Annotated in this window: 10 protein-coding genes; 6 read left to right on the plus strand and 4 right to left on the minus strand. The window is 31.2% G+C overall.

Annotated features, from left to right (window positions below):
• Positions 1–122 precede the first annotated feature (122 nt).
• From rpmF to pdxA, 3 genes are all read right to left on the minus strand, one after another.
• Complete coding sequence (rpmF, locus tag G3A47_RS05125; RefSeq protein ID WP_007137315.1) at positions 123–317, minus strand: 50S ribosomal protein L32; 195 nt, start codon at positions 315–317, stop codon at positions 123–125.
• Between the two features lie 9 nt (positions 318–326).
• Positions 327–869, minus strand: a complete 543-nt coding sequence (locus G3A47_RS05130) for a YceD family protein (RefSeq protein ID WP_166921091.1) — start codon at positions 867–869, stop codon at positions 327–329.
• Positions 870–975: 106 nt separating this feature from the next.
• Entirely contained in the window at positions 976–2,025 is a 1,050-nt protein-coding gene (gene pdxA / locus G3A47_RS05135) for a 4-hydroxythreonine-4-phosphate dehydrogenase PdxA (protein ID WP_166921093.1), read from the minus strand.
• A gap of 57 nt (positions 2,026–2,082) precedes the next feature.
• Here pdxA and G3A47_RS05140 point away from each other — a divergent pair, with 57 nt between their 5' ends.
• Positions 2,083–2,673: a riboflavin synthase gene (locus G3A47_RS05140; RefSeq protein WP_166921095.1), complete on the plus strand. Its 591-nt coding sequence runs from the start codon at positions 2,083–2,085 to the stop codon at positions 2,671–2,673.
• A 126-nt stretch (positions 2,674–2,799) separates the two neighbouring features.
• Here the strand turns inward: G3A47_RS05140 and G3A47_RS05145 are convergent, their stop codons facing one another.
• Complete coding sequence (locus tag G3A47_RS05145) at positions 2,800–3,036, minus strand: hypothetical protein (protein ID WP_166921097.1); 237 nt, start codon at positions 3,034–3,036, stop codon at positions 2,800–2,802.
• A gap of 518 nt (positions 3,037–3,554) precedes the next feature.
• Here G3A47_RS05145 and G3A47_RS05150 point away from each other — a divergent pair.
• The 5 genes from G3A47_RS05150 to G3A47_RS05170 all read left to right on the plus strand — a co-directional run bounded on the left by G3A47_RS05150 (position 3,555) and on the right by G3A47_RS05170 (position 14,432).
• A complete protein-coding gene (locus G3A47_RS05150; protein ID WP_166921099.1) occupies positions 3,555–4,412 on the plus strand; it encodes an AraC family transcriptional regulator in 858 nt (285 codons plus the stop codon).
• A 928-nt stretch (positions 4,413–5,340) separates the two neighbouring features.
• Positions 5,341–6,747 (plus strand): MFS transporter, encoded by a 1,407-nt coding sequence (locus tag G3A47_RS05155; protein WP_166921100.1) that lies wholly within the window; start codon positions 5,341–5,343, stop codon positions 6,745–6,747.
• A gap of 447 nt (positions 6,748–7,194) precedes the next feature.
• On the plus strand, positions 7,195–10,551 hold the full coding sequence (locus tag G3A47_RS05160; RefSeq protein WP_166921102.1) for an ATP-binding protein: 3,357 nt from the start codon (positions 7,195–7,197) through the stop codon (positions 10,549–10,551).
• A gap of 104 nt (positions 10,552–10,655) precedes the next feature.
• On the plus strand, positions 10,656–11,105 hold the full coding sequence (locus tag G3A47_RS05165; RefSeq protein ID WP_166921104.1) for a hypothetical protein: 450 nt from the start codon (positions 10,656–10,658) through the stop codon (positions 11,103–11,105).
• A gap of 426 nt (positions 11,106–11,531) precedes the next feature.
• Positions 11,532–14,432, plus strand: coding sequence for a hypothetical protein (locus G3A47_RS05170; protein ID WP_166921105.1), 2,901 nt, complete (start codon positions 11,532–11,534; stop codon positions 14,430–14,432).

A 14,432-nucleotide genomic window follows, 5' to 3' on the forward strand; every position in this document is an offset into this window, starting at 1 on the left:
GACTTGAAAATTACAAAAAAAAACAAAGCGAATTTGTATCTGTTTTCTTAAAAAAAGAAAATTATACCCAACAAAAAAAACTCCCACTATGTGAGAGTTCCAGTATCATTTACAAAAACGTATTAAGCAACCGCTACAGATTTATCGATAACAACTTGCCCTCTGTAATACATTTTACCTTCATGCCAGTAAGCTCTGTGGTATAAATGTGCTTCTCCAGTAATAGGACATGTAGCGATCTGAGCTACAGTAGCTTTATAATGTGTTCTTCTCTTATCTCTTCTTGTTTTCGAGATTTTTCTCTTAGGATGTGCCATTTTACTATATTATTTATCCGTTAATAGTTTCTTTAATTTGTCCCAACGCGGGTCAATATCTTCTTCTTGTTTACTCTCTTCTTTTTGTTCTTTTACCGTTAGTTCGTTCAGTTTTGTCAAAGCTTCGGTTTGCAAACTTCCGTCTTTTACTCCTGGATGAACTCGTTTTAGCGGTACCGAAAGCGCAATCATTTCATAAATGTACTGTGCAACATCTATTTCATGCTCTCCATGCGGCAAGATCAGCAACTCTTCATTGTCGTTATTGAATTCATCTCCGAAACGCACAATTAATTTCATTTTCCCTTTTATAGGTAAATCAAATTCTTCGCTTGTCAGATCACAAGGCACATTTATTGTTCCTTTATGTTTGAAATCCAACTCCATCATGTTGCCTTTCTTATCTAAAACTAAAGCCACTTTGATATCCGAATTTTGAAATTCGTCGTAATCAAAGTTCTCAAAGAACGCGTTACTTATTTGATACTCAAAATGGTGTTTTCCTAGTTTTAATCCTACGAAAGGAATTAAAAATTCTTTTGTTTTGCTCATTTCAACATCAATTTGTCCACTCTGTATCTAAAACTCAGATACCTGAATTGGGGTGCAAAGATATAAAATTATTATAAAACTAATAATCTTATTCACCTTTTTTTGTTTATAACTGTTTTTCTTTTATTTTAAGTGGTTTTTGAGTAATCTCCTCATGCTGATTACGCGAGCGAAAAATATCAATAGCAAGATAAACAGCCTCTTTAAATGAATTGTAATCTGCACTATCTTTCCCGGCAATATCATAAGCCGTACCGTGATCCGGCGAGGTTCTTACTCTGTTTAACCCTGCTGTATAATTAACCCCTTTACCAAATGAAAGCGTTTTAAAAGGAATAAGCCCCTGATCATGATAGGTCGCTACAACCGCATCATATTTTTCATATTGACTACTTCCAAAAAAACCATCGGCAGGAAATGGCCCAAAAACCATAGTTCCTTTATCGAATATTTTTTTCAAAACCGGCTTTAAAATCTGATCATCTTCTTTTCCAATCACTCCACCATCTCCACAGTGCGGATTTAGTCCTAAAACTGCAATTTTTGGTTTTACAATACTAAAATCCTGAATTAAGGATTTTTTTATAGTTTCTATTTTTCTTGTGATCAACTCTTCTGTCAAATGTGAAGAAACTTCATTCAGAGGCACATGATCTGTTAGCAAACCAACTCTCAGATTATCCTGAACCATCATCATAAGCGCATTGCCTTCTAATTCCTGATCTAAATAATCTGTATGCCCCGGGAATTTAAATTCTTCCGACTGAATATTGTATTTATTTATAGGAGCGGTAACCAAAACATCAATTAATCCGTCCTTTAGCGCTTTTGTAGCAGCAACAAAAGATTTTATAGCATACTCGCCAATTTTCGCATCATTTGTTCCGAAATTAAGATCCACACCTTCTCTCCAAAGATTAAAGACATTCACTTTTCCGGGCAAAACCTGATCTAATTTATCTACCCCATGAAACTGAATAGTAGAAGTAACACTTTTTTTAACAAAAGAAAGTATTTTGGCATTGGCAAAAATAACCGGCGTACAGAGTTCCAACATACGAGAATCTTCGAATGTTTTTAATATAACTTCGCTTCCAATACCGTTTAAATCCCCTATTGAAATTCCAACAATTATATTTTCTGCTTTTTTATTCATGAGCTCAGTTTATTTATTACTAATTTTGATGTGCAAATTTAGTAAAATAAAACAACAATGTTCACAGGAATCATAGAAACCCTAGGAAGAATTCACGAAATACAGAAAGACCAAAACAACCTTCATGTAACGGTTGAGTCTTCCATCACCAATGAATTAAAAATCGATCAAAGCGTATCTCACAACGGAATTTGCCTAACCGTTGTCGCTATAAAAGACAGTTTTTATACCGTAACCGCAATCGAAGAAACCATTCTAAAAACCAACATAGGCGACTGGAAAACAAACGACATCGTCAATCTGGAAAGAGGAATGAAACTTGGTGATCGTCTTGACGGACATATTGTACAAGGTCACGTAGATCAGATTGGAAGTTGCACCAACATACAGGAAGCAAACGGAAGCTGGAATTATACTTTTGAATATGACAAAAATTTAAGCAATATCACTATCGAAAAGGGTTCAATAACCGTAAACGGTGTTAGTCTTACCGTTGTAAACTCTAAAACAAATGAATTTAGTGTATCGATAATTCCTTACACTTACGAAAACACCAATTTTAAGAACTTCAAAATCGGGACTAAAATTAATCTGGAATTTGATGTAGTAGGAAAATACATTTCCAGACTTTATGCTATAAACAAATAATTTCAACACATTGAGTGTACTTATTTTTTATACAGATAGACTTATATCTAAGTACTTTTAAGTGTATTCTTTTATCACACTCCAACGGGTAACTTTTAAAATATTCTTTACAAAAAAAGCTTCAATTTACATTGAAGCTTTTCTTTTTAAATTCTTTTTATATACAGTATGCACTCCCAAAAATAAAGCACCTAGAACTAAAATCATCAAATTTTGATCAATGGCGCCATCCGGTGGCGTTGGTGGACCTGCAGCTGCCTTACCGGTTCTTGGCGGCTCTGGGGGACCATTCTCAGCCATTACACTCGAAACACTAATCAAGGTCACAAGAAACACAAAAAAAATAGGCTTTGATATCTTCATAATTTTCAACATGCTGAAAAACAGCACAGTATATTATTAAATTATTTTTCTTATTACAATTCTCACAAAAACAAGGGCTTACGCTCAAATTCCCGACAAATGTATAAGTTTTTCGGTCAAATGCAAGTTTTACAAATAAAAAAAGCTTCACAAAATTTATGATGCTTTTTTATAATCTCAACAGAGCTCGATTAATAAAAGACTATTACTTAATCAGTTTCAATCATTTCATATTTATAAGCCGTTTTTTTAAACAGCAAACAGAAGACAATTCTTGCAACAAAAAAATATATCGTTTTCTCAAAATCTTTACAAAAATCATCTGCCATAAAAAAGACATCTGCAGCTTTATCAAAACAAGCTTCAGACCGCACCAATATATTAATTATCAGAAAATTAAGCGTAAAACATAGTGATTTATTATGATATTCCTACAGTAAACATCAATTGAGTTCAGATATGTAATAAATCCAAATTTTATTCGTCAATTTCTATTAAAATGAATAAATAAATTTTCTATGAAACATAATAAAACAGTAATCAAAAATAGAAAAATTATACTTTTCGAAAAATATAATTTTTCAGACTTGCAAGTTTTAGGAAAGTACAGTTACAACAAAGCAGAGGACGAACTTCTGAATCATGTGCATGAAAACATGATAGAAATTTGTTATCTGGATAAAGGCAAACAGGTTTTTGAAGTTAATAACCAACGCTACTTAGCAAATGGTGGTGACATTTTTATACATTACCCCGGAGAAGTTCATGGTTCAGGAGGTTTCCCCGAAGAAAAAGGAGTTTTATTCTGGCTCCTTATTAAAATGGAAAAGCCAACATCTAACAATCTTATTAAACTATGTGAATTTCTAATTCAGAAAGACGTAAGAAAATTCAGAGCAGGAAAAGAAGTAAAAAAAATATTAGAAAAAATATATTTGGCAGACAACAAACAAGAGCCGGAAGTTCTAAAAAAAATACGACTGCATCTATTAGCTCAGTCTTTACTATTAGAATTACTGGATCATATTAATCCTGAAAAAACAGAACCTGACACCGCAAGACTGGATAAATTAGTGCATTATATTAATGAAAACCTTGCATACGATATTTCAATCGAAATGCTAGCAAAGGAAGTCAACCTCTCCGAGTCAAGATTTAAGAGTCTTTTTAAAGAATTAACCGGTTTTACACCGATGGATTACATACAAAGGGAAAGAGTAAAAATTGCCACAGAAAGAATTAAGTCAGAGCCGGAATTGTCACTTACTAAACTTGCCTATGATTTAAACTTCTCATCTCCTCAATATTTCTATACGGTTTTTAAAAAATATACAGGCAACTCACCCGGACTTCTAAAATCAAAAAAAACAGAATAAAGTCCAATTGATTTCTCAGTTTATAATGGCACTACTTGTTTAAAAAAACACTATAATGCTATTTTGAACAAGCATTATTTTTTTAACAAATACTTTAGTCGCCACTTTTAAGACTTAGCTAAATGAAAAAATAAATTAATAGAGAAAGATCAGATTAGCCCTTTTGAAAAGAATGGTTATCTGATAATAAGAAATTTCCAATAAAAACTATAACTGAGTCTGAAAGAAGTGAATTTAATGTATAACTATACAAAAAGTAAAGGATTTAAAACACATCCGAAAACAGTTTAAGCCTCCAAATTTTAATCTATCAAGCACAAACCAAAAGACATAAATAAATTCAGAGCGTATGGCAAACTTTAAACCATACATTATAAATCCCCATACTGCCAGAGACTTCTTTTCACCAACAAAATATCAGCTTCCCGAAAACGGCCCCAAAAACCTCAAGTAACATTCCGTAAACTTCTCATGAACCGCATAAAAGCTGATTTAATTTTATTATTCACATTACAAATATGTATCTAAAAGAAAAAGCCAACTAACCATGGTCCTACCCGTGCCTTAGCATATTTGCATTAAAAGCACACTACTGGAAAATCAAAAAAAATAACAAAAAACAGCCTCGCTCAAGTCAAACCTATTTATGACCATATAGATCGTACTCAGGAAATACAACTAATGTATCTATAAGGCAGTGAACTTAACAGAACTAAAGATTACCTTCTGTAAGACTTCGACAAAGCCCTATTAAATTATTATACAAACAGGCAAACAAGAACTCCTTACTACGACTGAATTCGATTCTCGACCTTATAACCCAAATTAACCCCAACATTTACAACCCCTTACTCAACGGTTTCAGTTAAACATTAAAAATAAAAATCCTGAAACAACCAATCAAAAAAGAACCCCTAAAACAACAATTATGCCCCCAAAATCGACCTCCCCCTCATCCCCTTTCTCTGTTATTACTACAATAACATTAATCTTTTTCTTATGGGGATTTACTATAGGTGAAAATATACTATTCATTCCTTTATTAAAAGCTAAATTCTCCTTGACTAACTTTCAATCTCATCTAGTAGACTTTTCTTTCTACGTGGCTTATCTTTTCGGATCATTACTTTATTTACTTATCGCTATAAAAAGATTCAGTTGGCTCGAGAATTTCGGCTCCCGAAAAGTAATGATAACAGGATTACTTTTATCGGCAATCGGCACCTTTTGTTTAGTCATTGCAACCAATACAAATTCTTATTTACTTCTTGTAAGTTCTTTTTTCACTCTAGCACTAGGTTTTTCTACACAGCAGATCGTAGCTCATCCACTAATACTAAAATTGGGCGATGAATTACACAGCACAAGCAGACTCCTGTTAGCCAGCGGTTTTCATGCATTTGGAATTACGATTACACCTCCAATAGTTAACTCTTTTATTTTTGACAAAATATCCGGCTCTGATTTGATTATTTCACTATCCTATTTGCAGCCCATATACATGACTATTACTTGCCTCTATCTGTTTTTTGCGGTTTGTTTTTATATTATGAAATTGCCTCCAAACGAAAAAACAACAAAAAACACTATTAGCACCGGAAGTGTTTTACAATATCCTCAATTGCAAATGGGAATGATTGCTGTCTTTTGTTGCGCAGGCAGCGAAACAAGTTTACAAAATAACCTTCCCGCATTGATAGGTTCTTCAAAAATTCTGAACCTTCAGGTAAAAGATGCGATGCATTATTTCAGTCTTTTTGGAGGAAGCTTGATGATCGGACGTTGGACTGCTGCGGCATATAATTTTAATTTCACCAAGTATATCAGTACTCTTTTTTTATTTTTATCACCAGTAGTAGCTTTTTGCATACTATTATTGGCAAACGGATTAAATGGGACCGATCTAACACAGATAATAGATTATTTGCCCTTTATTTTTATCCTGCCTTTCGTTTTACTACTAAGCGGCAAATCACCGGAAAAGATGTTACTGTATGCCTCAATTTCTTCTATTGCTTTAATTTACTGCAGTTTTTTCTTCACCGGAAAAATAGGCATGTACTGCATAATCGCCGAAGCAAATTTTAGTGGTTTGATGTGGTCCTGCATTTTCATCATATCGACAAAAGGCCTTGGCAAGCATATGCAACAAGGCGCAGCACTGCTTCTAATGATGGTATTAGGAGGCGTACTTATTCCTCCCTTACAAGGATTAATGTTGGATGAAGACAGTATCGGTACACGCAACTCCTTTTTCTTACCTATCTTTTTTTTATTATACGTTGCCGTTTTCGCTGCTTCAAGATTACCTAAAAAACAACCGCTGACTATTTAACAAACGGTCTTCGACTTCGCTCAGACTGACAAGCATAAAAAAAGCCTTTACATTTCTGTAAAGGCTTTTTATCTTAAAGTAGTGGTCCCACCTGGGCTCGAACCAGGGACCACCTGATTATGAGTAACACTATTACTTAACTGCATATCTGTCTATTAGTTACTTATAAAATCTATAATTGCAAAATTCAACAAAATCGCGCATTTTTCCACTTAATAAGTGCACTTAAAGACCACCTAAATACCCTCAAAAATATCCAACAAAAAAGCATGTTCGCTGGATGATTTATAAAGATTAAAATGTATATTGGATTTTAAAAAAAAACCTACTAAAACTATATATGTGCATCTGAATTTAAATAAAAAAATGTAGCAAAATCAAATATTTAGGCTATTAAATTTATTGAGATTACCATAAGAAAAAAGAACTATCAAACATTGAAATATAATGATTCAAAAAGAACAGATACAGCAAAGACGACACGAAATCGCAGAAATAAGACACGCTGACAGTGTTTATAGGGATATTATTGCCAGAGAAAATGAAAGAGAAGATTATGAGAAACGTTGGTTTTGGGAATTACTCCAAAACGCTAAAGACTCAGTTGAAGAAAATCAGAGATTAAAAGTAAAAATAGAAATTAGCGAAAATCAAATATCATTTTCACACACGGGTAATCCGTTTGAGTTAGATGATATTTTAAGCTTAATTATTCAAGGCTCATCAAAAAACAATAAAGAAGGTAAGACAGGTCGATTCGGAACAGGATTTATGACAACATATCTACTCTCAAAAGAAGTACATATATCAGGGCAACTTACAAATAATCAAGGATGCTTCCAATTCTTACTAAACCGCAATGCAACTGACAACGAACATTTTTATAATTTACAACAAGAATCAAATAGTCAGTTTGACAATTCAATTAGAACCATAAGTTATTTAGGGGAAGATGAGTTTCAAACAAAATTTACTTATAATTTAAATGAGAAAGGAAAAGAAACGTCAAAAATAGGATTACAGTGTCTAGATGAACTTATTACAATTACTCAACTATTCAATGAACAAATCGAATCAGTAATTGTAATTGAAAATGGCAAAACAAAAACTTTTTCTAAATCGTTGATTCAAACTCATGAAAAGTCTATAAATGAGTGGGAAATAACTACTCTAATAGATAGGAATAACAAAACAAGTTTAAAAGCATACATCCAAGTAGATAAAAAATATGATGCCTGCATTATCACTCAATTAGACAATGGTATAGAAAGAGTTTTCTCTCTAACGAAAAATTATCCAAGACTATACTACACATTTCCTTTAATTGGGACTGAAGAAGTAGGAATTCCAATAATAATTAACTCAATAAATTTTGAACCAAGAGTTGAGCGTGATGGAATTTATCTAAAAAAAGTATCTGAAGGTCTAAATGAATCAATAAACAAGGAAATAATTAGTGAAGCCTTATCAAACAGTTTACTATTATTTGCAGATTTATTTAAAGAGAAAAATATTCATGGAATATATGAACTATTTGATTTTGAACTTTCCAAGGACCTTAAATGGGTTGACCACGAATGGCTAACTAAAGTAAAGAATGAAACTCTTGTTTTACTTGCATCTAAGACAATAATTAAATTTAAAGAAGATAGTAATGATTATACTTGCCTTAACGAATTAACTATCCCATATTCTGAGAAAAAGGAAAACATAAATGAATTATGGAAACTATTATCAGAAATATCATCTTTAAAAATTCCAGTAATCGGAGAACTCTCTAATTGGGTTAAAGTAGCCGAAAGAGTAAAATTAATAAACCCAGAAATAGATAATATTTATAATTTAAAATTCGTATGGGGTATAAATGAATTGTTAGAATTCGTTGAGCAAAAAAAAACATTACCTGTACTGAATGAATCAATAAAAGCAGAAGGCTATTATTGGCTAAATAAATTTTATTCTTTGATAAATGATATAAAAGGACAATTCCCGCTAGAGAAAAATATTTACTTAAATCAAAGAGACCTATTTAGAAAAGCTGAAGGCATTTATTGGGACAAATGTAATGATGATTATTTAATTTCAATTTCTGATTTGGTTGGATTAAGATATGCTGATAAACTTTTCTCCAGAAAAGTTAATACTTTACACATTAGTAGTGTCGAAAATTTCACCTTAAAAGATGCTATAAATGAATTAAAGTCAGAATTAAACATCTTTCCAGAATCAGATTTCAACAATATATCTTTTCAAGAATGCAATGCTAAATTTTTAAAGTGGCTTATTTCAAATGGTAATAAAGAGACTATTAAGGATTTAAAGGTTTTAACCGGAGCAAGTAAGAAGAATGATGAAACCTTTATTTATGACCATTTTCCAAAATCTGAACATCTTTTACTAACACCAAAATCATATTTTGAACCTGAATTTCCGATGTATTCTGTTTTAGTAAGAGACAAAGACACTCTAAATGATATTTATAACAATTTTTTAGATATAGATGATTATCATTTTCTAAGTGAAAATGGATTCGTTCATTTGAATCCGTTAGTTATTAAAACAGAATATGCAACAATTAAATTATTAGAACATTTAATTATCAATGAAAATGACTTAAATCTTTTAAGAGATAGCGATGGACAACTTAAGTATAAATTCAAAATTTCATTTTCAGATTTTGCTTATCTGACCGCAACAGATGGAAACATATATGGTAGAAATACAACACAGAAATCAAGTTTAGAACGATTAAAATTTTTACTTACAGAAGCTGTTGAAAAAGACACATTATTTGATATTGACAAACAAGAAATAATAATTGACGGAGTCGAAAATCCAATTCATTTAAAACAATGTTTATGGGTTTCTCGTGCAAAGCGATTGAATTGGATAAATGTTAAAAGTGAAATAGAAGGTTCAGAAACAAAATTTGTTAGTGAAACACCTTCTTCAAAAAATCTTTCAGAGTTATTTAAGGGAGACGAAAATTTAATAAAAACAATTCGTGGTTCCAGACAACAATCCTTTCTAAACAAATTAGGTGTTGGTGTATCTGATTTGATTAGGAACACATTGCCAACTGATGAACTTAGGTTAAGTTGGGACAAAGCTATTACAAATATGATTACTAGTGATGCGGACCCTGAACTAGTTCAAGAAATATTTAATGACCCATACATAAGAATGGAATACGAGAAAAGATTAAATCAAAAAAAACTTATTAATCGTAACCAAACCATAGGTAAACTTATAGAAGATTTATTCAAGGAATATGTAAAGCAACTTAATGAAAAAGGTATAATCGTTAATATAGATAGAGAACCGTTTGGAAGCGATTACATATTAACAGAAGAATCATCTGACTTTGTGAATAGCGAAAATCAAAGAGAAGGTTTTAAAATAAATAATTGGTTAATAGAATTAAAAGCTACAGGAAAAGAACATGCGGCAATGACACCACTGCAAGCAAAAACAGCAACTGAACAAAAGAATAATTATGCTCTAATAGTTGTGCCTCTAGACGGAACAGAACCAGATATTGAATACCTTCGAATAAATGCCAAAGTTATCAGCAACATTGGACACAAAATTGACGCCGTGTTCACTGATTTTAACGAAGTTGAGATAAAAAAAGGCAATCTAAATAATGGAAAAAACGGAATATCCGTAAATATTGAAGACCAAAACGTTCGCTTTAGAGTAAGCTCAACTGTTTGGAAATTGGAACAAACAAACATTGAGACTTTTATAAGAACTTTTTTCAGTATAATAGGTGAAGCAAGTAATGAGACAATAATGGTTTAACAATAAAGAAATACTATCTCCAAAAATTAATTTGAGTTGATTAAGATTTAGATTATATACAATTACACAATAAAAAAAATTATAAATCCTAATAAAATAAACAAGTGGCAAAAAAAAGCGAATACAGAAGAAATGCGATAGATTGGCAACTAATTGGTCATCAAGCAAAAACAGAAAGAACCAATTTATTTTTAACATTTGTGGTAGCAACAATTGGGTTTGCTTCATCAGTTATTTGGTTAGCACCTAAATATATTATTCTCAAACATTGTATAGCAACACCTTTATATTTTTTCTCCATCCTGTTATTATTTGGTTCACTTTTTACTTTTTTCAGTTTAAGTAATCATTTAAAAGAAATTGCATTTGAATATTCCACAATACAAGGAAATATTGCCCATAATAAAGATTTGGAGCGTAATGAAGCAATATGGGGAAATTTAAATCAAATGCACAAAAAGTTTTACAAGAAATTTGATTGTAGCTTTTATGTTTACATAATTGCGCTTATTTTTTTAATCGTTTCGATACTAATAACAGTGTATGTGAAATGATAATAGCTCAAATTGAAGAATTATAAAAACTTTTGTTGAAAAGGCTATTGAAATCTCTCTGATATAATCCTAGGAATATTATCTCATTAGGCAATTTCAAAACGTCTATTCCAACCAACTTTAAGTAAATCTATAAATAAAATTTGCTATAGAATATTTATTTTAAAATTAATATAACGCGTGAAACTACGTGGTTATTTAAAATATTAATTCAATACTTTTGGAAAATTGACAATGTAAAATATAATCAAAGAAGAGATATAAATCACACTACTCATTAAGCTGAATTTATTATCTTTTGCATTAAAAATATTACGTTTCTTTTAATAATAACATTTCTTTTTCCATACATTTGGAACAAAGCTTTAACACTTATTGACTGTTGCTCAAAAAAACTGGGCTTTTACGTTTACTGCTTATTTAACAATGAAATATCTTGAATGGAATCATATTATCGGAGAATACTTTTTCAATCCTTCACAAGCAGGAAATGAAGTCCTATTATATATAACAAAAAAAGAAATTTCCGAATTAGGTATTCAAAAGTTTAACTTCACAGATGAGGCTGAAAGTTGGGAAGATTTCTGTAAAGCCATTAGAGGTAGATTTCCTGAAACAACCTCTAAAAATAATTTCATTGATAAGTTCCTAGTTGTTGCAAACAAATGGAAAACATTTGAAAGAGCAGTCTTTGAATCGAGGAATCAATATAACTTATGCATTGATGGCGTTTCAATTTACAGTCCGACATTTAAGATTGTCTATCCTTTCTATATTGGATACCTGGTTTCTTTTATAATTCCATTAACTGATAATAATGAATTCAGGACGAACTCTTTTTTTCCTCCCTTAAATAATTTCTTAACTAACAATAATATTGCAACCAAAGTAACAGGAACGATTGAAAGCGTTGATTGGGTTTGGAATAATTTAGAAAAGTGGAGCAAAGAGTATTATAAAACTGATTACGGCTATTTCACCGAAAGACGACTTGGAAATCAGAATTGGGTCTATGTAAGTAAAGCATTTTCACAATGCTTATTAACACCAAAAAACATTAGAGACATTCCAAACATTTTTTGGAAAGCCAATATTGCACCTTATTCAATTATTCCTGAAAAACAATTTCAAAGAATGATTGTCCGTCATGGCATAGCAGAGGCAGGATTTAATGCTCGAATTATTTCAATTATATCAGATGAAGAGAATCCTCTTCGCAAAATAATTCTTGATATTGTTATAAGAGAGTACCGAAATTGGAAAGGATATGTTATTGAATACAATGAAAATGAAGATGTTTTAACACCAAAATCGGCTTGGGTTTATGCAACACTTTTTTCCGCTTTTAAGTTGAATAAAACAGATGAATCCTTCGAACACTTTTACTACTTATTCTCCAAGAATGATTTCCCTAATGACCTATACTTAGGAGAAACCGAAATCGGAAACTACGGAAACGGATATTCAAAACCTATAACCATTACTTTTAATCAAAATTTAAACCTGCAGGACGAGCAAAATAAATGGAAGGCAAGCGCAACAAACAATGAAATTATCATTTACATTTCTGGTTCATACTTTGGCTTACCTTCTGATAATTTAATTGAAACCGACAAAGTCAGTAGACAATCTTTGATGTATCTACTTTGCGTTGATTCAAAAAAACAAAGCATTGAAGACTGGGGTGCAACATTTTCGAAAGGCGATTTCAGTTTCATTGATTATGATAATGTCCCTTCAGGTTTTAATCTCTTCAAATTTAAGAATCCTCCTAGTTCTCATCCGACAGAAGAGATTTTACAAATTACAACAAAGAAAAAACTAGAATTTATAGGTGGAATTAAGATTGACAATAGAAGTTATCTAAAAAACTTATTACCAAAGATTTACATTCATGGTGCGGATGGAAGTGAAAAAATATCTTTAGACTTTACAGAAACAAATGAACGTTTTTTTTTAGAGCCAAATTCATCTGCTCCGGAGGAATTTATTATTCCTGAAAATATTACTTGTAATAAAAATTTTTTAGTCACGATTGAAAATGAAAATTTGCTTAATTCTGAACTACCTTATCAGATTATTGATGTTGAATTTAATCCACTCGATATCGTAAATGAAAATTCAACAAAACGTAACAGATTTGGAGAAGTTAGTCATCCCGAAGACGAGTTCTATGTTGTAGGAAGTAATACGACTTACAATGAGTGGCAAAAACAAAATTCATGGTCATTACCTTTCTTTTCTTCCAAATACACTCCAATTGAATTTTCTAATATTGTTAATCAATATGAATTAAAAAAAGGAAATCTGATTCTACAAATAATGAGTACAAGAAGAAATTTAAAATTCGAAGAGTTTTCTCAAATTGTTGATTCGGTTGAGAGTATTGAAAAAGTTTGGGAATTATCAAAATTTCAGCAAAGTCCAAAATACGTCAAACAAACTTCAATTAGTTTTTACGATTACTTAGGCTGTTTAGATTATGATTATTCACTTAATAAAATTTCAATAAACAAACCACAATTTGTAATAATTCCTTCCAATTCTTCTGTAATAGCAATTTTGATTGGAGGTCGTTCTAAAGCATTTATTGACGACTTGCAAGATAGATGTATGACAAATGAGATAAATCTTGAAATAACTTCACAAGACAAACAATTAGAAATTTATTATTTACCAGACCTAATTCGACTAACGCCAGCAAATTGTAAAAATTCCACTGATGCATGGAAAAAATTACAAAGAGTAGCAAATGATTTAAACATCGAATTTAAAATTACAGATAAATTAATCTCTCAACCCCAAATTATACAGTTTGGTTTACAAGGTTTTAGCGAAACTATTGAGGGTTACAAGAAAAACATATTAGCAAATAAGTTTGTTGAAAGACCAAACTACGAATGGGCAAGAAAAGTATTTGACATAGATGTTTTGAGATTTACAAAAGACAAAGGAGAAATTGATAAAAATCTTTCACTACAAGAATATTACATTCGATATCAGTATACATATATTCTTTGGCTTGACAACAAATCATACGAAATAGATAGGAACTGGGGAAAATTCTTGTTGCTTTCGGAAAAGAAGAAAAAAGTAATTTATTACAACAACAATACGCAAGAGTTAGCAATACCAAAATATGTTCAACTTCCACGACTAATAGCAGAATCAATCATGTTACTTAGTGGACAGGTACCCTATTATAAAAATGTAAATATGAATGGTTCTAATTTGGTATATCAGTTTTATCAAAATGTTCCCAAACTATTTGCAGAAAATTTATTCAAGAAATTCAATCAAGATATTCAATTCAAAAACGACTGGTAA

It is taken from the genome of Flavobacterium poyangense (genome assembly GCF_011751075.1).
Classification (GTDB): Bacteria; Bacteroidota; Bacteroidia; order Flavobacteriales; family Flavobacteriaceae; genus Flavobacterium; species Flavobacterium poyangense.

What these genes read in the sequence shown, in the direction of transcription:
- rpmF (WP_007137315.1), bottom strand. Translation starts at nt 317, where the DNA reads ATGGCACATCCTAAGAGAAAAATCTCGAAAACAAGAAGAGATAAGAGA.
- G3A47_RS05130 (WP_166921091.1), bottom strand. Translation starts at nt 869, where the DNA reads ATGAGCAAAACAAAAGAATTTTTAATTCCTTTCGTAGGATTAAAACTA.
- pdxA (WP_166921093.1), bottom strand. Translation starts at nt 2,025, where the DNA reads ATGAATAAAAAAGCAGAAAATATAATTGTTGGAATTTCAATAGGGGAT.
- G3A47_RS05140 (WP_166921095.1), top strand. Translation starts at nt 2,083, where the DNA reads ATGTTCACAGGAATCATAGAAACCCTAGGAAGAATTCACGAAATACAG.
- G3A47_RS05145 (WP_166921097.1), bottom strand. Translation starts at nt 3,036, where the DNA reads ATGAAGATATCAAAGCCTATTTTTTTTGTGTTTCTTGTGACCTTGATT.
- G3A47_RS05150 (WP_166921099.1), top strand. Translation starts at nt 3,555, where the DNA reads ATGAAACATAATAAAACAGTAATCAAAAATAGAAAAATTATACTTTTC.
- G3A47_RS05155 (WP_166921100.1), top strand. Translation starts at nt 5,341, where the DNA reads ATGCCCCCAAAATCGACCTCCCCCTCATCCCCTTTCTCTGTTATTACT.
- G3A47_RS05160 (WP_166921102.1), top strand. Translation starts at nt 7,195, where the DNA reads ATGATTCAAAAAGAACAGATACAGCAAAGACGACACGAAATCGCAGAA.
- G3A47_RS05170 (WP_166921105.1), top strand. Translation starts at nt 11,532, where the DNA reads ATGAAATATCTTGAATGGAATCATATTATCGGAGAATACTTTTTCAAT.